At 56.4% G+C, this 25,619-nt stretch carries 24 protein-coding genes; 20 read left to right on the plus strand and 4 right to left on the minus strand.

What is annotated here, in order from left to right; all coding sequences use genetic code 11:
• The first annotated feature begins 104 nt into the window (after positions 1-104).
• Positions 105-992, plus strand: coding sequence for an SGNH/GDSL hydrolase family protein (locus tag ACYQ00_RS00300; protein WP_460030236.1), 888 nt, complete (start codon positions 105-107; stop codon positions 990-992).
• Between the two features lie 126 nt (positions 993-1,118).
• Here ACYQ00_RS00300 and ACYQ00_RS00305 read toward each other — a convergent pair whose 3' ends face one another.
• Entirely contained in the window at positions 1,119-1,463 is a 345-nt protein-coding gene (locus ACYQ00_RS00305) for a hypothetical protein (protein WP_460030237.1), read from the minus strand.
• A 113-nt stretch (positions 1,464-1,576) separates the two neighbouring features.
• Entirely contained in the window at positions 1,577-1,930 is a 354-nt protein-coding gene (locus ACYQ00_RS00310) for a DUF805 domain-containing protein (protein ID WP_460030238.1), read from the minus strand.
• 345 nt (positions 1,931-2,275) lie between these two features.
• On the opposite strand from ACYQ00_RS00310, the gene ACYQ00_RS00315 reads away from it, so the two are divergent.
• Positions 2,276-2,611: a rhodanese-like domain-containing protein gene (locus ACYQ00_RS00315; RefSeq protein WP_460030239.1), complete on the plus strand. Its 336-nt coding sequence runs from the start codon at positions 2,276-2,278 to the stop codon at positions 2,609-2,611.
• On the opposite strand, the gene ACYQ00_RS00320 is transcribed toward ACYQ00_RS00315, so the two are convergent.
• Both ACYQ00_RS00320 and ACYQ00_RS00325 read right to left on the minus strand, forming a co-directional pair.
• A complete protein-coding gene (locus ACYQ00_RS00320; RefSeq protein ID WP_460030240.1) occupies positions 2,580-4,100 on the minus strand; it encodes a LuxR C-terminal-related transcriptional regulator in 1,521 nt (506 codons plus the stop codon). The two genes, ACYQ00_RS00315 and ACYQ00_RS00320, sit on opposite strands and share 32 nt — an antisense overlap.
• 160 nt (positions 4,101-4,260) lie before the next feature.
• On the minus strand, positions 4,261-5,127 hold the full coding sequence (locus ACYQ00_RS00325) for a LysR family transcriptional regulator (RefSeq protein WP_460030241.1): 867 nt from the start codon (positions 5,125-5,127) through the stop codon (positions 4,261-4,263).
• Positions 5,128-5,235: 108 nt separating this feature from the next.
• On the opposite strand from ACYQ00_RS00325, the gene ACYQ00_RS00330 reads away from it, so the two are divergent.
• From ACYQ00_RS00330 to ACYQ00_RS00415, 18 genes are all read left to right on the plus strand, one after another.
• Positions 5,236-5,625, plus strand: a complete 390-nt coding sequence (locus ACYQ00_RS00330; RefSeq protein ID WP_460030242.1) for a carboxymuconolactone decarboxylase family protein — start codon at positions 5,236-5,238, stop codon at positions 5,623-5,625.
• 122 nt (positions 5,626-5,747) lie between these two features.
• The gene (locus tag ACYQ00_RS00335; protein ID WP_460030243.1) at positions 5,748-6,527 is read left to right on the plus strand and encodes an NHL repeat-containing protein; all 780 of its coding nucleotides are present in this window, start codon (positions 5,748-5,750) and stop codon (positions 6,525-6,527) included.
• Positions 6,528-6,798: 271 nt separating this feature from the next.
• Positions 6,799-7,605: an exosortase/archaeosortase family protein gene (locus ACYQ00_RS00340; protein WP_460030244.1), complete on the plus strand. Its 807-nt coding sequence runs from the start codon at positions 6,799-6,801 to the stop codon at positions 7,603-7,605.
• Entirely contained in the window at positions 7,602-8,303 is a 702-nt protein-coding gene (locus tag ACYQ00_RS00345) for an exosortase C-terminal domain/associated protein EpsI (RefSeq protein WP_460030245.1), read from the plus strand. The genes ACYQ00_RS00340 and ACYQ00_RS00345 overlap by 4 nt, the downstream gene beginning before the upstream one ends.
• Positions 8,304-8,308: 5 nt before the next feature.
• Positions 8,309-10,399 carry an XrtA/PEP-CTERM system histidine kinase PrsK gene (gene prsK / locus ACYQ00_RS00350; RefSeq protein WP_460030246.1) on the plus strand — a complete coding sequence of 697 codons (2,091 nt, stop codon included), beginning with the start codon at positions 8,309-8,311 and terminating at the stop codon, positions 10,397-10,399.
• Positions 10,396-11,760: a PEP-CTERM-box response regulator transcription factor gene (prsR, locus tag ACYQ00_RS00355; RefSeq protein WP_460030247.1), complete on the plus strand. Its 1,365-nt coding sequence runs from the start codon at positions 10,396-10,398 to the stop codon at positions 11,758-11,760. The genes prsK and prsR overlap by 4 nt, the downstream gene beginning before the upstream one ends.
• Positions 11,761-11,952: 192 nt before the next feature.
• A complete protein-coding gene (locus ACYQ00_RS00360) occupies positions 11,953-12,816 on the plus strand; it encodes a PEP-CTERM sorting domain-containing protein (RefSeq protein WP_460030248.1) in 864 nt (287 codons plus the stop codon).
• A 29-nt stretch (positions 12,817-12,845) separates the two neighbouring features.
• Entirely contained in the window at positions 12,846-13,982 is a 1,137-nt protein-coding gene (locus tag ACYQ00_RS00365) for a diguanylate cyclase (protein WP_460030249.1), read from the plus strand.
• Between the two features lie 86 nt (positions 13,983-14,068).
• A complete protein-coding gene (locus ACYQ00_RS00370) occupies positions 14,069-14,491 on the plus strand; it encodes a PilZ domain-containing protein (protein ID WP_460030250.1) in 423 nt (140 codons plus the stop codon).
• Positions 14,492-14,595: 104 nt separating this feature from the next.
• Positions 14,596-15,972 (plus strand): O-antigen ligase family protein, encoded by a 1,377-nt coding sequence (locus ACYQ00_RS00375; RefSeq protein WP_460030251.1) that lies wholly within the window; start codon positions 14,596-14,598, stop codon positions 15,970-15,972.
• A gap of 13 nt (positions 15,973-15,985) precedes the next feature.
• Positions 15,986-17,188 (plus strand): glycosyltransferase family 4 protein, encoded by a 1,203-nt coding sequence (locus ACYQ00_RS00380; protein ID WP_460030252.1) that lies wholly within the window; start codon positions 15,986-15,988, stop codon positions 17,186-17,188.
• A complete protein-coding gene (locus ACYQ00_RS00385; RefSeq protein WP_460030253.1) occupies positions 17,185-18,336 on the plus strand; it encodes a glycosyltransferase family 4 protein in 1,152 nt (383 codons plus the stop codon). The genes ACYQ00_RS00380 and ACYQ00_RS00385 overlap by 4 nt, the downstream gene beginning before the upstream one ends.
• Positions 18,337-18,551: 215 nt before the next feature.
• A complete protein-coding gene (locus tag ACYQ00_RS00390) occupies positions 18,552-19,598 on the plus strand; it encodes a glycosyltransferase (protein ID WP_460030254.1) in 1,047 nt (348 codons plus the stop codon).
• A 112-nt stretch (positions 19,599-19,710) separates the two neighbouring features.
• Entirely contained in the window at positions 19,711-20,682 is a 972-nt protein-coding gene (locus ACYQ00_RS00395) for a glycosyltransferase (RefSeq protein ID WP_460030255.1), read from the plus strand.
• Positions 20,675-21,835, plus strand: coding sequence for a glycosyltransferase family 2 protein (locus ACYQ00_RS00400; RefSeq protein ID WP_460030256.1), 1,161 nt, complete (start codon positions 20,675-20,677; stop codon positions 21,833-21,835). The genes ACYQ00_RS00395 and ACYQ00_RS00400 overlap by 8 nt, the downstream gene beginning before the upstream one ends.
• A 14-nt stretch (positions 21,836-21,849) precedes the next feature.
• Positions 21,850-22,971: a glycosyltransferase gene (locus ACYQ00_RS00405; protein WP_460030560.1), complete on the plus strand. Its 1,122-nt coding sequence runs from the start codon at positions 21,850-21,852 to the stop codon at positions 22,969-22,971.
• Entirely contained in the window at positions 22,968-24,161 is a 1,194-nt protein-coding gene (locus ACYQ00_RS00410) for a glycosyltransferase family 4 protein (RefSeq protein ID WP_460030257.1), read from the plus strand. Before ACYQ00_RS00405 ends, ACYQ00_RS00410 begins: the two co-directional genes overlap by 4 nt.
• Positions 24,162-24,179: 18 nt before the next feature.
• Positions 24,180-25,610, plus strand: a complete 1,431-nt coding sequence (locus tag ACYQ00_RS00415) for a lipopolysaccharide biosynthesis protein (protein WP_460030258.1) — start codon at positions 24,180-24,182, stop codon at positions 25,608-25,610.
• The last annotated feature ends 9 nt before the right edge of the window (positions 25,611-25,619 follow it).

A 25,619-nucleotide genomic window follows, 5' to 3' on the forward strand; every position in this document is an offset into this window, starting at 1 on the left:
CGCAAGATGCTGTTTTGCAGAGGGTAGCCATGCCACGCCCTTTACTTTCCCTTGCCCTTGTTTTCAGCTCTGTCTGCTGCGGTCTGCTCTTGGTCGAATTATGCTTGCGGGCTTTCATCCCGCCGCCTTTCTTTGTTGGCGAGGCCACCAGCCTGTACGATCCAATCTATGGGAAGCGGCTCAAGGCCAACCTGCGAATCTCCCGCATCTCCTCGGAGTATCGCTCCACCATCACCATCAACAACCTGGGGTATCGCGGCCCGGAGCCGGCGCACCCGCCAGTACGGCCGGTCGTGTTCCTGGGGGATTCCTTCACCTTCGGTGCGGAGGTGAATGATGACAAACTCTTCAGCCATCTTGTCGGATTGTCGCTGGGCAGGGATGTGGTAAACGCCGGCATCAGCGGCATCGGCAACGGGTATTGGGTGCTCTTTTTGGAACGCAAGGCTCCGGCCTTGGACCCAAGCGCCGTTGTCCTGCAACACTGTATCAACGATTACTCAGACAATCTGCAGGAAGGCCTGTACTCTCTGGATGCGGACGGGGAACTCGTTGCGCATCCGCCTCCCTCTCCCGGCATCAAACGTCATGCACAAACAATAATGGAAGCCATACCCGGACTTGCCAACTCGCATCTGGTGGGATTGCTGCGAGGTCTGGAAGCCAGGATGCGATCTGTAATGCAGCAGCAGGACTACCACCTTGCCCCTGCCCGGGCCAGCGACGCCCTCACCCTGGCCCTGACCCGCCGGGCCCTGGCGCTTTGCCGGGAGCGGGGGTGGCCTGTTGTGGGACTGACCACCCACATCGTAGGCCCGCGCCTGGAAGCCCTGGTCGCAGTATATGCAGAGTTCGGGGCGCCGGTGGTCATCATGCAGGGACCAGACGAGCATCCGGGCTGCTACTTTGCCCGGGACATGCATTGGACCGAACAGGGGCATGCCGTGGTGGCGCAACGGCTGGTCACCATACTGCAGCCGTTACTGCCCTGAATGCAATCAGCCCATCCTGATACACTGGCCCGATCAGGATCATTCCCTTGTACCGGAACGCATACAACAAACAACAAGGCCAGACGTCAGCAACGCCCGGCCTTTCGCATGATCCAGAACGGTCAATTATTCCAAATCTGCAGTGCCATCGTTGCGCAGGGTGACCTTGTTGACCTTGCGCAGATCCAGATTGGTGAACTCCAGCTGGGTGCCGTCATCATCCACCACAGCCATATCCCAGTTGTTGGCATCACCCTGGATATTAATTCGCACCCCTTCCCCGGGCTTCAGAATGTCATTGCCGAGCAGATCGTCGCCCCAGTTATTGGATTCGCTGGGGGACAGGGCCAGGCCGTGCAGTTCAAAGGAACAGCCGTTCATCACCACCACTTCCTTGGCCATGGCCACGCCAATGGTCAGCATGGAAATACACAGTGTCATCACTGTGGACATGCACATTTTCTTCATCATGGTACATCAACTCCTTTTCGTTCTTGCCGGATGCTGTAGTTCAGATGTTCGAGATCAAAGGAAGTGCGCCGTGCGTGATGCGCGGCGCACTTCCTAATCACGCCCCCACGCCACTAATATCGATTGCCGTCATCCTTGCTGGGCATCACGGCCCAATACAACAGCAGGAGACAGCCAACCACTGTAAATGCCACGAGAAACCACCAGCCAGAACGGTTTACATCGTGCAGCCGCCGCACGGTTACCGCCAGGCCGGGCAGCATTGTCGCCAGGGATACCAGTGTGGAGCACAACTGCATCCCGGGCTCCGGACTCGCACCATTGGCCAGAAACGTGTCCACAGCCATGGCCGCCAGTGACAACAACCAGACAAACAACGCCCAATACCAAAACTCCGCGCGGCTGGCCCGCCCCTTGAACGTTGCATACTTCCCAAAACAAGTTTTAATTGATGTCGTGAAATCCATCCCTCTCGCTTCCTTGAGCTTATGTGTTGCGTCTGTGCAAACGCCTGATACACGCGCCATGGAATCCAGCCATCGCCCGGAAGCATGAACCTGACGACAAATGCCTCACCCTAAAGTTTGATATCCAGTTCAACTTAGTGTAATAAAAAAGGATGCAACAAATCGCGCAAAATGGACGGCCCTTGGTTTGCCGGATTTTGCCAGGGGGAAACCTGCACTGCGCCCTGGCAGACACGCAGGAAAACACCTGAAACATCACATGATTACAAGTTTAATCAGATGAACCAGCAACAAACAGGCAACACATCTGCACTCAAGGTCTGCGTGTTGGCAGGTGCACTGTGGATGGCCCTGCTGTCCGGCAATGCCCGCGCATGGGACGCACAAGGTGGGCCGCTCAGCCCTGAGGAGGTGCAGCAGTTTCTTGTGGAGCAGCCGAAAACTGTGGTGGTGGACCTGCGCACCAGCCGGGAATTCTCCCTCGGCCATCTGGAAGGCGCAATCAACATCCCCGTCAAGGAGCTGGAAACCCGCCATGGGGAAATACCAGCCGGCGTGCCTCTGATCTTGTATTGCGGCCTCGGGTATCGTTCCATCAATGCCAGCAAGCTGCTCAGGCACAAACGGCCGGACATCCCTGCCATTTATTTCATTGAGGGACGACCGCTTTTTCCGAAATGACCGATTCCGGCCGGGTATACCGCTGGCTGCCGGGCATTTTTTCGTTGATGAACAGCGCCATCAGCGTGCTGCGGCTGGAGGTGTTGGTTTTGCGCAGAATATTGCGGATGTGCGACTTGATGGTGTGCTCGGAAATAAAAAGCCTCTGTCCCATCTCCTGCCCGTTCATGCCGCGCATGATCAGGCCCATCACGTCCGATTCCCTGGTCGTCAGCCCGTATTTTTCCACAAACCAGGCAAGGCGGGTCACGGTCAGTACACAGCCGGTGGCGGCCTCTCCTGCGCAGTCCGGGTCTTTGGGCATTGGCGGCGGGTCGATCCGGTTGTCCTCATAGCCGGATATGGCCACAACATACCTGATCTTCAAGGAAAGATAACTAAAGGTACAGCATAAAAACAGCGAAACAAGCAAAATGCAGGCCGTGCCGGGATGCACGATGTCCACAAACCAGTACGCTGCAAGATAGCTCGCATGCTGCAACAAATATGGCACGCAGCGCATCAGGCCATGCCAGACGAATTTATTCGCCAGATGTGCGGCGATGATGGTCAAAAACAAAAAGGCCCCGTGCCGGCCAATAATATCCAGAGAAAACACCACCCAATACATTGGCGAGCTCTGGGACAAGGCTGTCAGGCCAGGTGACATTATGCAACATGCCAAAAAGAACAGGAATATTTTGACACCCAACCCCTTCTTGTCCAGCAGCATGCCGACAAGAGGGTAAGAAATCCAAATATACAGGCCGATTTCTTTCGGGATTGGGCTGTCCACTTTGTCATATCTGAAAAATATGATGTCCAGAAAGGCGTCCAACAGAAAGAAAATCACTCCAATACCCAGGAGATACACCAGGGATTTGCGGAGCAGCTGTGGAGGGCAGCCCACCGTTGGGTGAGGCGGTTCTGCGGTGACTTCCGCCCTGGAGCGCAGCAGCACCATCCCCCCCATTGCCAGCTGGATGGCCGCCAGATAATACCCAATGGGAAACCCTGCTGCCTCACCGGGACGAGCCAGTAAAAAGATCCAAAACACCTCTGCCGCGGCCAAGGCCAGCCCCATGGCCAGTCCCTGACGAGGGCGCGGCACCACCTGAAAAAAGGCCCGCAACACGCCGGGCAGTTGCACCCCCGCAAACATTGCCCCCAGAATGAACAGCCAACGTCCCTGGTCTGCCTGTACTTGAGCGGCCAGGCATGCGGCCGCTCCCAGCAACGCCGCCGTGACCCCCACCAGCACGCCGGCGCGGGGCCATTGCCCGTCCGATGCACCAGTCCCGGTGCTCCTGCCGTGAACCGAGGTCCGCCAGTCGGCGACCGCCCCCAGCAGTACCCCGCTCATATTGGCCCCAAGCATCAGAATAATGGGCTGTTCCATTCCTGCATAGGCCCGACCAGCCCAGTAACAGACATATTCAAAGACGAAATAGACTGCCAGACCCAGGACACCGGCAATGTTGCCTCGTGAAAGTTGCATGTCTCTTGCCATGGTTTAGAGAGAAGATGGACTGCCGAATTTTTCGGATCATATATTGCGTTGATACTGCATGCCAGCACCGGCCGCTCAAAAAAGTGTATGACAAATCGCGTGAATCGACAACGGACGGCATGGCGGTCTGTTGCCTGCAACACAAGATGGCCAAGGCGGGTCAGTCCTTCAGCAGTAACATTTCCAACACCCGCCGCAAGGCCGGGCTCTGCGCTCCACTGGGCCAGGCAAGGTGGATCTGCACCTGCGGCAGGCCTGGTCCCAGCGACACAAAGGAGACCCCCGGCCGCCCTCCATCAGACATGGTGCGCGGCATCAAGGCCACCCCAAACCCGGCAGCCACCAGGGCCAGGGTGGTCCGTTTGCCCACGGCCTCCTGTACCACCTGCATGGGCGCGCCAGCCCTGGCAAACGCCGCGCTGACGGCGTCATACAGCTGCGGCTGGATCTGCCTCGGGTACATGATCCAGGGCTCCCCCCGCACTGCGGCCAGGGGGATGCTCTCCCCTCCTTCCAGGGCATGCCCTGCCGGGACAGCCAGCATATACTCGTCCTGCATCACCACAACCGAATCCAGGCCCGGGGGCTGCTCGCCATACAGCCGGACAAACCCGGCGTCCAGATTGCCGGCCCGCAGCTGCTCCAGTTGCGGGCCAGTGTGCAATTCCTTCAATTCCAGAACAATACCTGGATACGCCTCCCGGCAGCGCCGGAGCAGTACGGGCAAGGAGCCTTCCAGGGACGGCCCCACAAAACCCAGGCGCACCCGGCCAATCTCCCCGGCGGCAGCCTGACGGGACTTGAGCACCGCACGACGGGCAGCATCCAGCGCCACCCTGGCCTCTTCCAGAAAAGCCTCGCCGGCCGGTGTCACGGCCACCTCACGATTGGAGCGCTCAAACAGCCGCACGCCCAGTTCTTCTTCCAGACGTGACAGCCGCTGGCTGAAGGGAGGCTGGGTCATGTGCAGACGGGCCGAGGCCCGGCCAAAATGCCGTTCCTCCGCAAGCACGACGCAAAGTTCCATATCCTTGAAATCCATCATCCATATGTATTCCATATGAACAATCGCGTAAATTCATATTTTTCATATCAAGTGAGCCGGCCTATTCCCATCACAACAAAGGAGGATTTCATGGATTCGAACCGGTATGCGCGCGGATTGGCAAAGTTGCAGGAAATAGACGGGCGGGCGGGCGAGGAGGTGGCAGCCTCCCTGGCCACCGTCTGCCCGGATCTGGCCCGGTACATGATCGAGTTTCCATTTGGAGACATCTACTCCCGGCCCGGCCTGAGCCTCCGGGACCGCGAACTGGCCACCATCGCCGCCCTGGCCGCCCTGGGCCATGCCCAGCCGCAGCTGCAGGTGCATGTGCGCGCCGGCTTGCGCGTGGGGCTGACGCAGGAAGAAATTCTGGAGGTCATCATGCAGATAGCAGTGTACGCCGGATTCCCGGCAGCGCTGAACGCTGCGTTCACCGCGCAGCGGGCCTTTGAGCAACACGCGGAACACCAGGGGGCCTGACCATGATTCCTCTGTGGCGTCTGCCTTCTGTACCCGGAAAATGGAGAGGGCTGACGCGAGGACTTCCCGCCTGCCTGCTGGCTTGCTGGGTCCTGCTCGCACCACGCGCAGGGCATGCGCAGTTGCTGGAGTGCATTGCCGAAGGACTGCACGCGCCAGTGGGGCTGGCCTTTGATGTGCAAGGGGCCTTGTTCATTGCGGAATGGACTGCGGACCGCGTGATCCGCATCGCCCCTGATGGGAGCAGGGCCACCGTGCAAGCGCACCTGGACGCCCCCGCGGGACTGGTGCTTGTGGCCCCGGACTCGCCGCACGAGCCCGCCTCGCTGCTGGTTGCCTCCTCCAACTCGGGCCGTGTGCTGCGCCTGGCAGACGGACACCAGCATTCCATCCTGGAAGGGTTGCGCTATCCGGTCGGGCTTGCCCGGCATGCGGCAGGCGGCGTGCTCCTGGCAGTTCGGGACACAGGCGAACTGCTGCACCTGCACGACGGCGATGTCGAGGTGCTGGCCCGGGGCCTGGCCCGGCCGGCTGGCGCGGTGATGCTGCCGGATGGCTGCATCGTCATTTCGGAATATGATGGCCGCGTCTCCTGCCGGTTGCCGGATGGGCAGCTGCGGCCGCTCACCACGGCCCTGCGCCGGCCCGCGGCGGGCATTGTGGCCCTGGATGCCCGCAGTGTGGCGGTTGCGGACTACCAGGGTGGCGCCGTGTACCGGGTGACGCTGGATGGCGAAGTCTCAACGCTGGCCGAAGGATTGGTCAACCCCGTGGGCCTGACCATGGGCCCAGACGGGCGACTCTACGTGGCGACATGGGGAGGAAGTTCCCCGAACAGCAAGACAGATGAATCCTCAGGCCAGGGAACCATCCTGGCCCTCACCCTGCCCCCCTGGCCATAGCACACCAAAGCACGATTGCCGGTTGCCGATTGGAGATGTGCGGTTGGGCAATTGCACTCCCCTCTCGAACACTGGTCTTGGCCTTCATCTTGCAAATCCCACTGGCCGGCAGCGCCTCCCCGTGCGCCGGCCAGTGGGTTGGGCCATTGACCACGGCAACACGAGAGCATCGAGGGTGTGCATGGCGTCATCCGGACATTGTTCCACAACTCAACAGACAAACTCTCCCCTGGCGCCGACAGCGTTGTCAGGGGGCAACCGCGGCGTCGCCGTGGTACTGGCGCTGGTGCTGCTGGCGGCCCTGCTGTACCTGTACCAGACCGTCCTGTTCCGCATGGTGCAGGAATGGATGCACGATGAAAACAGCTCGCACGGCTTTCTTATCCCGGCCATTTCCGGCTACCTGGCCTGGATCCGCCGGGAGGAACTGGCCCGCGCGCCCGTGCGGAGCTGCTTCTGGGGTCTGCCGGTCATCCTTTTCGGACTGTCCCTGCTGTGCGCCGGGCATTTCGCCACGGAGTACTTCACCCAGCGGGCCTCGTTCGTGGTGGTGCTGACGGGGATGACACTGTACTTCGGCGGAACGGCGATATTCAGACTGCTGTGGGTACCCCTGGCCTATCTGTTGTTCATGATTCCCATTCCTGCGGTCATCATGGATACCATCGCCTTTCCGCTCAAACTCTTTGTCACCAAGATTTCCGTGATGCTGCTGCATGGCCTGGGCGTGATGGTGCTTCGCGAAGGCAATGTCATGCTCTTCCCCAACATCACGCTCGAAGTGGTCAATGCCTGCAGCGGACTGCGGTCCATCGTGTCCATGTTTGCCATCGGAACTGCCATGGCCCTGCTGCTGGAACCGCGGCTGAGCAATCGGATCATCCTGGTGTTGCTGGCCCTGCCCGTGTCCATCGTCACCAACATCGGCCGGGTGGTCATCACGGGGCTACTGGCCAGACACATCGGCGCGGCGGCAGCGGAAGGATTTTTTCATGAATTTGCCGGGCTTGCCGTATTCGGCATGGCCCTGGCCATCTATTTCCTGGCCTGGCGGATGTTGCGGAGGGTACACCCATGAACAACCCGATGCAGCCCACGGCCATACCGACCCCACAGGCCTGCACCGGTGGCAGCCTGGCCGCAAGAATCTTTGGATGTGCGCTGGTATGCGCCATGCTGATTGGCACGGCGGTCTTCCTGAACACCCACCGCATCACGCCCAGCCCGCTGCCCGAGCCGCTGGCGGCGTTTCCCAATTCCATCGGCCCGTGGCGCAGTACCCGCGATGTGGCGTTTACCCCTTCGGAGCTGCAGACCCTCCGGCCCACGGACTATCTGGTCCGTCGGTATGCCAATGATGCCGGGGAGATCGTGGAACTCTACATCGGCTACCACGATGGCGGCCAGGATGCCGGCCCCCTGCACTCTCCGCGCAACTGCCTGCCCGGTGGTGGATGGTACCGGGAGGATTCCGGTTTCATCCAACTGAAAACGCCCAATGGGGCGGCCTCCCTGGCCAAGGCGATCTTTTCCCAGGGCGCCCAGCGGGAGTTGTTCATCTACTGGTTCATGGCCTCCGGCGAGGTGTACCAGGATGAATACCGGTTCAAGATTGCCAATGTGCTCAACTCCATCCTGCACTCCAGACAGGATAGCGCCCTGGTCCGCGTCAACGTTCCCCTTTCCGGGGACTCTGCCACCGCCATGGCAACGGCGGTGGCCTTTCTGGAACTGGCATTTCCAGACATTCAACAGGCCCTGCCTGCCAGACCGTGAGCAGCATGATCCAACAGACACTCCTCATCGCCTCGCTGGTGACAGCATGCGGCATCCTGATTGGCTTCGCGGTGCGGAGGTCGTTGCAGCGTTCCGATTGGCTGTTGGTTGCCGTGGTGCTCTGCAGCGCGGGGCTGGATTTGCTGGAACTGGGGCCGTTGCAGGGCCAGCTGACTCCTTCGGCGGCGATGCGGATCATGCTGGGTCTGCACGGGGTGCTGGTGGCCGCGCTGCTGGGTTTCAGCCTGTTGTACGCCCGCAATTATGCACTAGACGCACGCCCCGCCGCGCAGTTGCTGGCTGCCTGGGCCTGCGCGGTGCTGGGCGTGGCCATGGGCCTGGCGCCCGGGGAGTGGGTGTTCATCGTGCCACCGTCCCATTGGTCAGAAGGAACAGGCAGCCCCATGTTCACTTCCTTGGGACTGGCTGGCCAGGCTGCATTGCTGGTGGCCACGGTCATGGCCATGTACAATCTGGAAGCCACGCTGGCCAACGCGGCCCTGGGCCTGCGCTGGCGTATCAAATTCACGGTGCTGGGCGTGTTTTCCATGCTCATCGCCCTGCTCTTTATCTTCAGTCAGAGTGTGCTGTATCGCATGCCGGATCCCGCCTTCGGCCCTATGCGCAGCACGGGCTCCCTGCTGGGGCTGCTGCTGGTGGGCTATTCCATCTTCTTCCGTGGCCCCGAGGCGCGGGTGGTCATCTCCCGGCGGCTGGTCTACAAATCGTTTGTGCTGCTGGCCGGCGGGGTCTTCTTATTGTTTCTGGCCCTGGCAGCCTACATTGCCAAGGCGTATCATTTATCCCTGGACAGGACCGCCATCTGGTCCGCGGTGCTGGTAAGCGGCATTGGGCTGGGAGCGTTTCTTCTTTCGCAGGGAGTGCGGCGCAAGGCGCTGCTATTCCTCAAGCATCATTTTTACAAAGACAAATACGATTATCGTGTCCAGTGGTTGGATTTTACCCGGCGCCTGACCTCCGGACGCACCGGCGCAAGCACGTACGAAGCCGCCCTGACAGGTTTTTGCGAGACGTTGGGCTTTGGCGGCGCAGTGTTGCTGCTGCAGGCGGATGACCGGCCGGACTTCCGCACTGCCGCTCTGGTGGAGATGGATATCGCCCCCCTGGACCTGCAGCAGGGCGACGCACTGGCCAGGCTCCTGGCTGCGGAGCGCCAGCCCGTGGATTTGCGGCATCAGGAGCGCCAGTTCGACGCCGCGACTGTGGCCAGCCTGCAGGCTGCCAGGGCCGCCTTTGCCGTGCCGTTGTTCTTTGAAGAGCTCTTGATGGGAGTGATCATCCTGTGCCGGCCCATCGTCAAAAATGAGGTGTATGACGAGGAGGATCGGGACCTCATGGACGCCTTTGCGCGGCAGACCTCGCTGGCCATTTTGAACATACGGTTCACTGAACAACTTGCGGCCATACGGGAATCCGAGATTCTGGGCCGCGTGTCCACTTTTATTGTCCATGACCTGAAAAATCTGGTCTATACCCTTTCCCTGACTGTCGAAAACGCCCGGACCTATCTGCATGAACCTGAATTTCAGGAAGATATGCTGCGCTCCCTGACCAATACCGTGGCCCGGATGAAAACACTCATCTCGCAACTGCGGCCAGTGCCTGCGGTGGGGGAACTTCAGGTGCAGCCTGTGGATCTGACCGCCCTGGCCCGGGAAGCGGCAATGGATATCAACCCTGGCCGCGTCTCGGTGCGTGGCCCGGCGGTGATGGCCCTGGCAGACCGCGAATCCTTGCGCAAAGTGCTCACAAACCTGCTGCTCAATGCCATGGAAGCCTCCGGCGAGGGGCAGGAAGTCATTGTGGAAATCGGTTCCAACAGCTCGCCTTTCATCAAGATTTGCGATATGGGTTGCGGGATGCAGGAAGAGTTTGTCCGCAATCGTCTGTTCCAGCCATTCAACACCACCAAGCCAAACGGCATGGGCATCGGCCTGTATCAGAGTCGGCAGATTGTGGAGGCCCTGGGCGGTCGCATCGAAGTCCGCAGCACGCCAGGCGCGGGATCGGAATTCACCATCAGCTTGCCGGCCGGCCTGGCACCATCAGGCGCCGCTGCAGCAGCGCATTCATGAACACACTGCTCATCGTCGACGACAACGAAGACATCCGCCAGCAGCTACGCTGGGGCCTGGGCCGCGAATCCTACAACATCCTTTTCGCGGAAAACGCCCAACAGGCTGTGGCCCTCTTTCGCCAGCATCAACCGCCAGTTGTCACCCTGGATCTTGGCCTGCCTCCGCACCAGGAAGACGCGCGGGAGGGCCTGCGCTGCCTGACGGAAATGCTCTCCCTGGGCATCTCGTCAAAGATCATTGTCATCACCGGCTTTGAAGATGCCGAACACGCCCGCATTGCTGTGGAATCCGGAGCGTATGATTTTTTCCGAAAACCAGTGGACCTTGGTGACTTGCGGGTCATGATCCGCCGGGCCTTTCAACTGCACCAGATCGAAAGCGAAAGCCGCGCCGAAGTCCACCCTCACCCGGTTGCCACACACCGCGTCGGGCTGGTGGGCAACTGCGCCGCCATGCGCCAGGTGTTTTCCCTGGTGGACAAGGTCGCCGCCTCCGACGCACCAGTGCTCATTACCGGCGAATCTGGAACAGGCAAGGAACTGGTGGCCCGCGCCATACATGCCGGGAGCCATCGTCACAAAAATGAAATGATTTCTGTAAATTGTGGTGCCATTCCAGAAAACCTAGTCGAGTCTGAATTTTTTGGACACGAGAAAGGCGCCTTCACCGGTGCCAATGCCACGGTCCGCGGCAAGCTGGAATACGCGCACAACTCCACCCTGTTTCTGGATGAAATCGGCGAAATGCCCATCCAAATGCAGGTGAAGTTCCTCCGTTTTCTTCAGGAGATGGCCTTCATGCGCGTGGGCGGCCGCAAAACGCTCAACGTGAATGTGCGCATCGTGGCAGCCACCAATGCCGACGTGAAACAGCAAATCGCCGAGGCAAGATTCCGGGAAGATTTATACTACCGCCTGGGCGTTGTTTCCGTGCACATGCCTCCCCTGCGACAGCGCGGAGAAGACATTCTTGAACTGGCCCGGCATTTTCTGGAGAAATATGGGAGCGATGCCAGCAAGCCGCGCCTGAGCCTGGCGCCGGAAACAGAAAAACTCATCACCGCCTACCCCTGGCCCGGCAATGTCCGCGAGCTGGAAAACTGCATCCGCAGGGCCTGCATCCTGACGCGCAGCGCCAGGCTGACCCCGGCAGACCTGGACCTGCCCGACACCGCCGCCCCCCAGGCGCTGGAGCTGGAAGCCAAAACCTTGCGTGAGGCACGCTCCATCGTCGAACGCAAGATGATCGAAGACGCCCTCAGGCGGCACGACGGCAACATTCAGCGCACCGCGGACGCCCTGGGCATCAGCCGCCCCACATTGTACGACCTCATGCGCAAACACGGCGTTTCCGCCTGATCCTGCCTGCCGGGAACATTGTAAAGATTCCCGACAGCTCGGATGCCGTATCTTACAGTCTGCGCAGCGCCCTTGCCAGTTTTTTATTCATTTCAGTCGTAAAATAAGCTGGTTATATATCACAACCATCTTCTCATCGCAGGCATGAATCCTGCTATGTGGTATTGTTACTCATACATGCGAGGGGTTCCTATGCATACTTTCTTTGCGACATTGATGCTGTCTTTGGCACTGCTTCAAGCCTCGGTTGCCTGGGCTGAAGTGGTCACTTTTGGGGACACCGCCAACTACTTCGGCCAGGGCTCAAGCTATGAATTGAGCAATGGGCAGACCTGGGGCGGCGTGCCATCCTTGGCTTCACAGGATCAGAACGGCATTCCGAACCTCCTGGGTGGCACCTTCACCTTTGAGGGGGATTCCCTTTCCAGCATTTCGGTAGACCTGACAGTCTCCGGCATGAGCCTCTCCAGTGCAAACTATTGGTGGTCCCTGATTGAACCGGGCGACTGGTTCTTTGACCTGGACCAGGATGGTTTCTGGGACATCGTCTTCCACAACGACGCCCTTGGCGCACGAGATCCAGGCACCTATTCCAGTACCTGGACGGCATATAGCGTGCACCTGGCCGTTTTTCGTGATGATGACTATGCCTCGACCCGCCTTCCAAGTTACTATGAGAAATCCTACTCCACTGTGAGTTCCGATCCGCGGCCCAATCAGCCCATTGGGGTCAAGGACAGCTACCTCACCACGCCCTACCTCGACGCGAATGGCGTTGCTGTTACCGCCAGCTTCGACGGGTGGGTGGATAGTTTCACCAAGGACAATCGCTCCACAACGCTCACCTGGGACATCACCGGCGACCTTGACTTTCATGCGTTGGCAGGTGGTAGCGATACCTTCACTTACTATTTCACTGTCAGCTGCGCCAATGATGTGCTGTATGGCGAAAATGCCCCGGTCCCTTCACCCGAGCCAGCTACCATGCTCCTGACTGCCCTGGGGGCTCTGGCAGTGGCTGCAGGGAGAAAGCGCTGGGCCCGGCACAACGTCTGACCTACCCATGCCGACACCGGAGAAGTGCCATGGATGATGTTGCTGCAACGCTTGAGGAGATTTTTCGCAATGCCCCGTCTCTCTCCTCGATTGCGAGCAAATTCTCAGGAAAGGATGTGTGCGAACATATCATGCACACACTGCATTACAGCAGCATCCATGGCACCGACCCTTGCTTGATCCTGCTTTCTGCTTCGCGCCACCATAAGTCCTTGACGGACGTGCTTGGAAGAGAGCCTTCATTCATCGTCAGTCTATTAGACTACTGCACCAAAAAAGGCTTGCTCCCGAATACAATCACCAGCATTGATTCTGAAACCCTGCGGCAAATGGAAAAAAATGCCATTATTGATGATCTGACTGGATTATATAACAGACGCTACATCATGGAAGCACTTTCCAGAGAATACAACAGGGTACAGCACACAAATTCAACCATGTCCATTTTGATGGCAGACCTGGATCATTTCAAAGAATTCAACGATACATTCGGCCATGCCGCAGGAGATGAAGCCCTGCATCATGTTGCCGCTCTCTTGTTGCAGGGGTGCCGCCACATGGACCGAGTTGCTCGCTATGGCGGCGAGGAATTTCTCATCATGCTGCCCGACACCCGGGAACAGAAAGCACTTTTGGTTGCAGAGCGCATTCGTTCAATCATTGCCTCCCAGACATCCCTTTCCCGCCCCCTGACCCTGAGCATAGGCATGGCCACCTATCAACCCGGTGTATCCCTGGAAGAACTGCTGCACCAAAGCGATCGGGCCCTGTATCGGGCCAAGCAAAATGGCAGAAACAGAATCTCCATGTTCGATAAAGACCTCCGCAGTAATCCTCGATTCCCATTCAAGGCCCAGGCCAAAATCCGGATCCCACAGTCCAGCACGCACTCTATCAATGCAGAAATGATAAATATCAGTCGCAATGGTGCCTGCGTTGCCTGTGACAATCCCATATCGAAAGGAATTCAGATTGAGGTTTTCTCACCAACATCATGGGATGGAACAAGAAAGGGACTTGTAGTTCGCAGTGCCCCTCATGAATCGGAGCAATTCAAGTATCAGCTCGGCATCCATTTTGAGATGCGCAATGGAAGCAATGCACCTTTTGATGCAATGATCTCATCGTTATTACACAATTCCAATCAAATGGCGGCCATATGTTGAGCACCACCCCAACAGGAAATCACAGCGTATCGTCCGTTGCCATGTGCCCAACCAACCTTCAGCGCTGCAACAATCAGGAGCAATTCATGGACAAATCCAGTGAATGTTCTTCAACTGATAATGCAGAGAATTATTCGCCTGGCACTGCAGCGGTCGAATACTCTGGAGCCGAGAAACGGTGCTCGCCTCGCACTACCGTTCACTTAAACGCCCTTGTCCAGAGCATTTGTGAACGAGGAAGAACATTTATTGCAAAGCCTGTCATCATAAAAGACATTTCCCTCGCAGGAGCCAGAATTCATCTTTCTGCCAAGTCTGGCATTGAGTTTATCCGCGATGCGCAACAGCTGGAAATCATCATTCAGCTTCCTCAGGGATCCACGCCAGTTTCCTTCCACTGCTCCCTGCGCCATGCCACAGAGCAGGGAGATAGTTTGGTGGCAGGATTGGACTTCATCAATAGCAGCTTCAGCGACTATAAACGCCTCGCCCTGCTCTACGGGCATTAAGGGAGCATCGTCTCTATCCAAAAACAACGCGGCAGGCGTGCGCACAATGCATCACCCCAAACTAGCCGCCTGGGCGGGGTACATTTTTTGCTAATGGCTTAGCCATGCGCACTTCTCCATTGCCTGCACGTAGCACATCGCTGCCTCGTCGGCCGGCAAGGCCAAAGGCGAACATCTTCCCCGGAACAGACACTCCGCGGCGTCCTGAATCACCACCTCCGAGCATAACGCACTCTTCCAGAGATGGTCAGGCAGTGCCCGCTGCGGCCTTGTCCAGGGACGCATGGCCTTCTGTGATAATGTATTGCATTGTACTCCTGATGTATGGCCGGGTTCAGGAGCCATTTTTCAGCATCCTAGGCCCCTTTCGCTTGACACTTGTTACAATCATCATTGCATGCATCTATATTATTCAACAGCGCGGCTTTTCAAAAGAAATGCTTGGACCATTATTACGCTGCAAAATATTCAAATATTATGCATCAATAGTTTCCATCGCTTGCATTGGCATCCCCTTTAGTGCGTACCGTTCAAAATCCTTCGGCATTCTTTTAGAAACATTTATTCAGCTCAATACCATTCTATTGCTTACCCTCAACACATACGTTCGCACTAAAAAACACCTTGAGAACATTGTCAGCGCGGCCTGGATTTCTGTACTGGTTCTGATGATCGTTGCCATCATAAACCCAATATACATCGAAGGAAGAGTTTCCGGGGCATATTCACTTGACCCCAACGATTTTGCCTTGTTTATCATCATGACCTGCGGGTTATTCTATCCAGGCATCAACAAACAACACCCCGTGAAGAAATATCTCCAGTATGGCACACTACTGTTGGCTATTGTTGTATTGATCCTTACTCAGTCCAGGGGTGGAATGATAGCGGCAGCCTGTGTGTTTTTATATGAAGTGTTTTCCAAAAATTTCTGGCGCGCAATCAGACTTACAGCAAGTGGTGCCGTTGCCTTATATGTCTCCTTTGTATTCCTTGGACCTGAATATCTGGAACGCTACGAAACCATTCTCAATTACTCGGAAGATTACAACAACACATCTCAAACAGGGCGGCTGCAGATATGGGGGCGTGGTCTGGATATTATCCTGGATAACCCGCTCATAGGTGTTGGTTTGGGCGCTTTTATTGTTGTTGATGGTCAACTACATGAAGGCAAATGGCTTCGCGCACACAACAGCTTTATTGAACTCGCCGCTGATCTCGGCATCCCAGCGTTTATTTGTTTCATTATCATGCTATATTATGCCTTTAAGCTGTCCCGTCCAACATCGGAACAGGATTGGGTTGGACGGGGTATTCGACTGGCATTAATAGGATATTTCACCGGTGGAATGTTCCTGTCCTGGGCCTATCATTTTGTTCCCTTCTTTTTCATTGCATTGGCGATGCTTAATGAACGGTTGCACGTCGAATCCACAGCTGTAACGACCGGAAAAAATCTAACTACAAATCCAGCATAACTCGTCACACCCTATGGACTCTTCTCCAGCTATACGCATTGCACACTTCAGTTTTTCCGGTGATTTTGGCGGCCGCGAACAAGTGGCGATGCAGTTGACACGAAGCATGGTGCATGCGGGCGTACCCTGTGTGCTCATACTCGGCATTGAAGAGCGAGCAGGCACAACTCGGAACGCCAACCTCCTTCAAGCCATTGAAAAGTCAAATATCCCGGTCAAATTGTACGCAACATCTTCCCGTTTTTCATTGCTCCTTGCGCGGCAGATTTCCAAGCATATTTCCGAATCCCGCATTGGCATCCTGCATTGTCACTGTTACAAGTCGCTTGGCTATGCATTATTCATGCGGAAACTTGGGTTATTCTCAGGTATTATTACCTTTACATTGCATGGCCTCCTCCTTCCTACTCATTTCAAATCAAATGTTATCATAAATTTTCAAAGATATGCCATTCGACATATTGATGGTGTCATCGGCTGCTCAAAAGAAGTCTTGTCCTCTTCATGCAAGGATCTTCCAGCAACACAGCCTCAAACCTCCATTATTAACGCCATTAAAAGTCGCGATGCAACATACGAAGAGATCCGAAGCAATTCCGAGGGCTGCAAACAACGGCTTGCTGCTCAATTCGATTTTACCCCGGACCACACCGTCATTATAAATGTTGGACGATTGTCGCATCAAAAAAACTTCATTCTGTATTTACAGATGATTCACGCGTTGATGCGTCAATCTACCCATCATCCCCCCTGCATATTTCTCATTGTCGGAAGTGGCGAACTTGAATCGCAACTTCTTTTCGAAGCTCACCAGCTTGGCATTGCTGAGCACATTCGCTTCACCGGATTTTACGCAGACATGCAATCAATATATCAAGCCGCAGACTTACTTGTCCAAACCTCAATTTGGGAAGGAACCCCAATGTGCCTTCTGGAAGCCATGGAATGCGGCCTGCCCGTTGTGGCGCCTCACGTTGGTGGCAATCCAGACGTTGTTGCCCATAACGAGACTGGAATGCTTTATCCTATTAATCAATTGCAGACACTGACTCAGTACACAACAGAATATTTATACTCAGCCGCCTTGCGCGAGCAGCACGGCTGTGCCGGGCATGCCCATGTCCGAAACACCTTCAACACACAACGTTGGGTGGAGCAGCACATGCAGTTTTATTCCAGATTACATTCTGACTGCATGCGCCGGACAACTGTATGAAGCGCCCATTTTTGTGTGTATTGGATCAATGGGCCAGCCAGAATACGGCGTTGGGCACCAGTAAAAACTGGCTCTATGCTGGACTTGAAAAGGCTTTCACCGTCGAAATCATCAATGCAGATCTCGGATTTCCGTCAAAGTACCAGCAACTATGCAATCTGACACGCGCCTTTTTTTCGCACCCCATAACATTTCGGAAACACTATCACCTTGAGCAGGAGTGGGCTCCCAAGCGGCTCGCGGCATGCAAAGCAAGAACAAAACGATTTCGAAAGCGCGTGCAGTCCTTGGCGCAGCATCCAAATATTCTGTTGCAAATTGGCGATCTTTTCGGCCCGTTATCCATTGATGCATGCTTGCACGTATCGTATCATGATCAAAATGTCAGCCAAGTTGAGCAATACTGGCCGGCATGGCTTCCTGAAAATTTTACGCAGTATAATGACAGATGGTATCAATATGAACGATCTGTTCTGCAATCAAAACACCTTGTATTGACATACAGTGCATGTACTCGGCACTCCATGATTGCAACGTACGGGCTCGACCCATTGCGCGTCCGGGTGGCCCATACCGCATGCAAAATGCCCTTTCCTACCGTTGCAGAAGTGATGGCTCCTCGGCGAGAGGCGATTCTCTTTGCCAGCACCGACTTTTGGAGAAAGGGCGGCGACATCGTACTGGAGGTGTTTCAACGGCTTCGCACCCGGCGCCCCACCCTGGAACTGCTGATGGTTGGAGGGCCGGCGCCGCACCCCTTGCCGGAGGGAGCCCGGCACCTGGGAACACTGTCCCAGACCTCGCTCCAGAAGCTCTACCTATCCAGCGCCTTGATTCTCCATCCGGCCCGACACGATGCGTTCCCCAATGTGCTCAAGGAGGCGCAAGCCTGTGGCCTGCCGGCAGTAGCTTCCGACTCCATGGGCATTCCGGAGATCGTGCTCCATGGCCACACAGGACTAATTCTGAAAAAACTGGACTGCGTTGAGTGGGCAGAAACGGTGGATGCCCTGCTGGGGGATCCTGCACGGCTCTTCGCAATGCGTGAGGCCTGTCTTCGGGAACGCAGCCGTTTTTTGCCCGAGCATTGCGTGGGAGTGATTACGGATGCCGTGCTTGAGCAGTTGGACAGGATGCCCCCGGCATGAATCAACCCGCAGCTTCCACAAACATTTCGGACAAACCCCTTGCGCTGGTGGCCATGGCCCGCCCGCCGTGGCCGACGAACACAGGCGCCACCATTCGCGCACTTCAGGTGCTTTCCGGCCTGGTCCGCGCCTTTCGTGTCCGCGTGCTTACCTATGCCTCGGCCAGCGTATCCCCAACCTGGCTTGATCAGGCTGCGGCCCTGGGTGTGGAACATGTGGAAATCGTGCGGCATCCCACGTTGGATCAGCCACTTTCTTCCAGATTGTTTGCAGCCGGACTGTTACGAGGAGTACCCGGCACCGTCTTGAAATATCAGACGGCAGCATTTTCCGCAGCGCTGCAGGCAGAGCTCATGCACCAGCCGCAGCTGATCCATGTTGAACATATCCACCTCGCAGGAATGATATCCAGCAGGATACTGTCACAATCCAAATCAATCCGACCGCGCATCAGTCTGGATGCGCACAATATTGAATGGACCATCGCCAGACGCATGGCAGAGGTGGAAACCTCACGGGTTCGCAAGACGGCCCTGGCTTTGCATGCATTGCTCATGCGCCGTTACGAGGAGCGGGCCTTTCGCGCCTGTGATCTGGTTTTGGCGGTGTCTGCAGAGGATGCCGCGCAGGTTGCCCATATGAGCGGAGAGGCCAATCGCGCAGTTGTGGTGGAAAATGGTGTGGATACAGAATATTTTCATCAGCCCCGCCAATTCTCCCCACGCCAGGACGCCATGGTGTTTACGGGTTCCATGGACTGGGCACCCAATGTCGATGGCATGGTCTGGTTTTGCCGGGAGATTTTGCCGCGCATTCAGGCGGTTCGTCCAAATGCCAGCCTGACCATCGTGGGCCGAACCCCCCGTCCTGAAGTGCTGGCTCTGCACCGCCCGGCACAAGGCGTGGTGGTAACGGGAGCGGTGGATGACGTTCGGCCATACGTGCATGGGGCACGCGTGGCTTTGGCTCCATTGCGGTTTGGCGGAGGTACCCGTTTGAAAATACTGGAGGCATTCGCCATGGGCACGCCCGTTGTTTCTACGGCTCAGGGCTGTGAGGGCATCGCCTGCAGGGACGGGGAGCACTTGCTGATTCGAAACCCCGCGGAGGAGGTGGCTTTGGCCTGCCTGCAGCTGTTGGAATCCCCGGAGCTGGCCCGGCAGTTGAGCCAACAGGCCCACGCCCTGGCCCTGGCCCGCTACACATGGCCCGCCATCACGGCACGCATGGGTCGGATGCTGCTGGAACTCTTACAGAGGTGACCACATGACTGCTGTAGTGCCGCCAGCGAATGCATTGCGGACCTTACGCATTGGCTTTGGACCTGTCACTGCAAGCAATTCCTTTCGCCAATCTGGCCTTAAGGTTTCGCGTATGCTCCAGGAACTTACTGGGGCAACATGTGATTACTTCCAGTGGCAGCCATTTATGTATGAGGAGCTTGCGTCTTTTGATATTTTGATTTTCATTAAGTATATCCCAGAATTCTCAATTCTCAAGAAGCTCAACGCGCAGGGCGTGCGCATGCTCCTGGATTATCAGGACACGTTTCTCTACCCCAGCGTGTACGAACCCGGGCTGCCCCGGCGAATGCTCAAACAGATTTATTACGCCCGCACGGAACGTCAGCTTTCCGCGGCCTTTCGCTTACTGGACGGCTGTCTGTATGCCGCCCCCCAGCTCGAACCGGTGTTGCGCCGCACGGGCCTGCGGCCCCTGTTTTTGCCACGACAAATTTATAATGATCGCAGCGCGTCACACTGGAAGTCGCATTCCTCACAAACGCATGGTGTTACCTTATACTGGACTGGTGTTTCTCTCAATCAGCAGCAAAACGATCCCATACTGCCAGTCCTGCGCCAGCTCAAAAAGCAATATGGTTGTCGGATCCTCTACGACACTGATGCTCCTGGAAACCATGACTGGATTGAATACCGTTCATTCAACCCCGATACCTGGGATTTGGATATACTGGATGCCGACATTGCCTTTCGATGGCGCGACACATCCTCCATGCAACGTTTCAAGGATCCCAACAAACTGCTTGGGTACATGGCCGCGGGGTTGCCGGCGGTGGTCCATCCCACGGAATCCGAGAAACAAATTGCCTCGCATGGTGAAACAGCCATGTTTGTCAGGACAGTTGAAGAATTTGAGACTGCTGTGGCAGCCCTGATACAGGACCCCACCCTGCGTGCCCGAATCGGTTGCAAGGCCCATGAGGTTGCCTGGGCCGGTCATTCTCTCCAGAAGCATACCTCCATCCTGGCCGAGCATCTCACCTCGCTCGTGATGCATGGCGCGCCGAATGACACGAGAATCAGGGAAGGGGGTGAACATGCCTGAAGCCCTGACTCTCATCTCCCTGCTCTTGCTGGCCTACACCCTCGTGGGCTACCCGTTGCTCATGCGGATGCTGGCCCGATGGCGGCCACTGCCGACCTACAAGGATGCAACGCCGCACCCCGTCAGCGTGGTGCTCTGCGTACGGGATGAGGCGCGCCGGATCGCCGCACGGCTGGACAATCTGCTGGCCATGGATGTACCGGAAGGATGCCTCGAAATCATTGTCATTTCTGACGGATCAACAGATGAGACCGATGCCATCGTCCGCAGCTACAGTTCGCGAGGTGTCATTCTGGCGCGTCAGGAACCCGCGGCCGGAAAGGCCGCGGCCCTCAATACCGGCATCGCCCTGGCGTCCCACGAGTTCCTGTTGCTCTGCGACGCCAGGCAACGCTTTGCACCGGATGTTGCCCGCCGGCTCATGGCCTGGTTCGGGGATGCATCCGTAGGCGCCGTGTCCGGGCGTCTGGTGATTCAACCCGCCAATGCCCGCCAGGCAAGCGGCGCTGCCAGCGCCGTGGGATCCTACTGGAATATTGAAGCGCGACTGCGGGCCGATGAGGCCGCCAGCGGCTCGGTTGTCGGGGCGACCGGCGCCATTTATATGGTACGGAAATCCCATGTCTCGCCCTTGCCTGCAGGCACTATCCTTGATGACGTGCTCGTTCCCATGCGTATTGCCCTGCAAGGCCGGCGCGTGCTTTTCGATGCCACGGCCATTGCCGTGGACGAAAAGCCCATCCATGACCGTGGTGAATTGGCCCGCAAAGTCCGTACGCTGTATGGCAACCTGCAGTTGTGGACCCTGGCGCCGATGTTGTTTTCTCCCTGGCGCAATCCACTTTGGTTTCGCTTTGTTTCGCACAAACTGTTGCGGCTGTTCCTGCCATGGTTCTTGGCGCTGAGCCTGACTGCAAGCCTGGTTGGCCATGGCTGGCTTTTCGCGTTTGGAATGATGCAATTGTTCACCTGGATCGCTGCGGCGCTCGCATGGCGCACAGGCGCAACAAGCACTCCATGGCGGGCGCTTTCCGGCTTTCTGCTGCTCAATGCCGCGGTGGTTCTGGCCTGGAAACACTGGCTCTTTGGCGGCGGAAGTCTCTGGCAGCAGGCATCTTCGCACGACCAGACCTGCAACACCGTTTCCAGGTAAGGGGGACTGCATTCGTGAATGTTTTCCACCTGATAGATTCACTGCACATCGGCGGTTCCGAATCCCTGACCGCCACGTTGGCCACCGCCTTCACCATCCGGGGCCACCGCAATCTTGTTTGCGGGCTAGGACAGGACGGACCTCTGCGTAACAGGCTGGATGAACAAGAGATCCCGACACTGAATCTCGATTGTCCCACTGGCATCCAGCCCCGGGCCATGCTCCGCATCGGCCAGCTCGTGAGGACCCATCACAGCACTGGCATCCTGACGCATCATTTCCGTCAACTGGTACATGCCCTGCCCGCGGCAACCCTGCTGCGCAGACCGTTGGTGCATGTGGAGCATGACTATCATTCATATGAAAAACGACCGGATATCATACGCAAGATGGGGCTGATGGCCCCTCTGGTGCACCGTTTCGTTTTTGTATCTGAAATTATTAAAAAATGGTTTGTTGAACGCCTGCCACAAATGGCTCCAAAGGCCCTCGCCATCCCCAATGGGGTGGATACCAGCCGCTTTCATCCCAATCCTGCAGTCCGTGCCAGTCATCGCAGCCGGCTGCAGCTTGAGGACAACGATTTTCTTATTGGCAGCTGCGCCCGGCTGGAGCCGGTCAAAGGGCTCGATTTGCTGATTCAGGCCATTGCCCTGCTTCCGGCACACCTGCACGGCAGCGGCAGATTGCAACTGCTCCTGGTGGGCGATGGTTCGCAGCGTGCCCCATTGGAACGGCTTGCGGCCGAACTTGGGGTGGGCGGACGCGTTCACTTTGTCGGCATGGCAGACAATGTGCAAGACTGGCTCAATGCCTGCGATGCCTACGCCCTGACGTCGCAGAACGAAGGATTGCCCCTTTCGCTGATGGAGGCCATGGCCTCGGGGTTGCCTGTGGTTGCTGTGGATGTGGGCTCCGTGGCCAGAGTGGTTGATGCCAGGGTCGGTGCTCTGGTGCGGGAACGAGATGCCGAAGCAGTGGCCGAAGCCCTTGGGCGACTCACCAAAAACCGGGCAGTAGCGGCCTCCCTCGGTGTCGAAGCCATGCACCGTATCAGACAGCGGTATTCCTGGGATCACATGGTGGATCAATATCTGGCTGCCCTCGATGTGAAAAAGGCAGAGGAACTACAATGAAGTTCAAAGTATTATTTATTCTTCCGCACTGTTACTTCGCCCATCTGCCACACTTCACGTCCAGATTTGAGCATTTGCAGGACACCGTTGAATCCCATGTTCTCTTTACCGGGGACCCGAGCCTGAACAATACACGCTTTCCCTGGGGCACTCTGCATGTGCTCCCGCCATTGCAGCACCACAACGTCACGCATAAGCTGTTGCACACGCTGCGCATGATTCGCCATGGCGCCCGCATCGTGCGCCAGGAAGGACTTGACACAGTCATAGCCTATGACCCGTTAAAGTTGGGACTCATCGCCAGCGCCATCAAACTGATGACCGGCTGCAAGCTGATTGTGGAAGTGAATGGACATTATCGTGATGCCAAAGCTCTTACTTTAAGTGGTCAAACGCCTTCTTCGGCAACAAAAATGGCCTTTAACACTTGCTGTCGCACTGTATTGTCATTCGCAGATCTGGTCAAATTGCTCAGCCCAGAACAATTATGCGAATGGCACAGCATATTATCGAGAAAAAAATATGTTTTCTTTCACGATTTTGTTCCCGTCTCTTTCTTTCCTCAACAGGAGAGCAAAGGACACACCATCCTCACAGCAGGGTTTCCCTTTCAACTGAAAGGCGTGGACTTGCTTCTAGATGCCTTTGCGCGTCTCAAACCCGCCCATCCGAATGCGCGGCTCGTCGTCATGGGCCATGGACGGGAACCAGAGTTGAGTCAGTGGCGGACCAGGGTTGAGGCCGTGCCGGGGGCGGAACTCCGCAAGCCGGTACCGTATGATCAGATGCCTGGGACCGTGCAAGCTTGTGATATTTTTGCCATGCCTTCGCGAACAGAGGGAGTGCCGCGGATATTTATTGAAGCCATGGCCTGCGGAAAACCACTGGTAGGAACGCGAGTGGGCGGCATTCCTAATGTCATCCAGGATGGAATCAATGGATTTCTTGTGGAGCCAGAAAATGTAGATGCATTGGCAGAGAAACTCCATGTACTACTTGCAGATTCATTCCTGCGGGAGCGCATGGGGGCCGCTGGCGCTCAACTGGCCAGATCGACTTTTTCAGAGGAGCAGTATTCCAGGCACGTCACAGCGATGCTTGAGGCTGTGCATCGCGATGGCCTCAAAGAAACCGGAATGTTGTTCAACGGATTTGAGTCAGCAAACCTCAATGTTACTTCCCGTGCGTAACTCTGGTATGCAGTGATCATGAGCCAACGCAGCATTGCTTCCAGTCTGGCCTGGATGGGAGGTTCCGCCCTCCTCGGCCAGATAGTCACCTGGTCTGCCACCATTCTGGTGGCGCGCATGCTTACACCTGAAGATTATGGCTTGGTGGCATTGTCCGGCCTGTTCACAGTCTTTGCGCAAACGGTGAGTGAGATGGGAGTAGGCGCTGCAGTCATCCAACGTCAAAACATTACAGAATCGCAGTGCGCCTCGCTGTACAGCATTTCGCTCCTTATCGGCCTCGGGATGACTGGAGTGGGAGTGTTGGCCGGTCCAATTATGGCGTGGTTTTTTAAAGAACCGCGGCTGAGCAATCTTGTTGCATTCCAAAGTCTCGTATTTGTACTGACTGCCGCCAAATCCATGCAACGCAATCTGTTGGTTCGGGAGACGCGCTTTGACCTAATAGGCAAAGCAGAAACCATTTCCCGCATCGCCACATCGGGAGTCACCCTGCTCCTGGCCTGGCTCGGGGCAGGCTATTGGGCTATCGCAGCACAAGGGCTATGGATCGAACTCTTTCAGTTTGTGTTGTTCGTCCGGATCAAACGCATCAGGCCAACCAGGCAATTGCATATTTCGGAACTTCGCGAAGTGTTGCGTTTCGGCGTGGGAGTCATGATCAAAAGCATGGTTGGCCAATTGTATTTTATGGCCGACACAGCCATCCTCGGGAAAATCGCCTCTGCCCAATTCCTCGGAGCCTATGGATTCGCCAAGCAGCTCACCAACTTGCCGTTTGAAAAAATCATTCGTATTATAAACCAGGTATTGTACCCGTATCTCGCAAAAATGCAGGGAGATTTTTCGGCCATCAGAAGCTGGACCATCCGTGTTGCGGAATTGCAGTTATTGTTCATTACCCCGTTTTTCATTTTGCTCTTTGCATGCGCTGAAGAAGCCGTCGGCATTCTTCTGGGCGCCGGCTGGGCTGGAGCTGTATTGCCATTAAAGATATTTTGCATCGCAAACATATTCAAACTCGCGGAAAGCTACAACATGAATTGCCTTACCGCCATCGGAAAGATATCAGCCCAAATACGATACATGCTGTTGCTATTCGCATGCATCAGTGCAGGAATGCTGTTGCTCTGGGCCACACAGAACGCGGAAGCGTCCATGTATGTGTGGATTACAATCTATCCGATCTTAAGCTGCATGTTCACCCGCACCCTCATGCGTATCATTGGTCTGGGCTGGCGGGAGGTCTTACGCGTAGTCTGGCCAATTTTTGTGGCGCAGCTAGTGATGATTACCGCCCTGGCCGGCATATGGCCTGTGTTGCCAGCCTCTCCCTGGAGTGCTGTACTGATAAAACTCGGAATTGGAATAGGCGCATATGCACTGGCTGGAATGGTGCTGATGCCAAAGAAGATACTGTTCCTTCTCAGACAGACGATTACAATGTAACCATACCAT

Source organism: Megalodesulfovibrio paquesii (assembly GCF_054653055.1).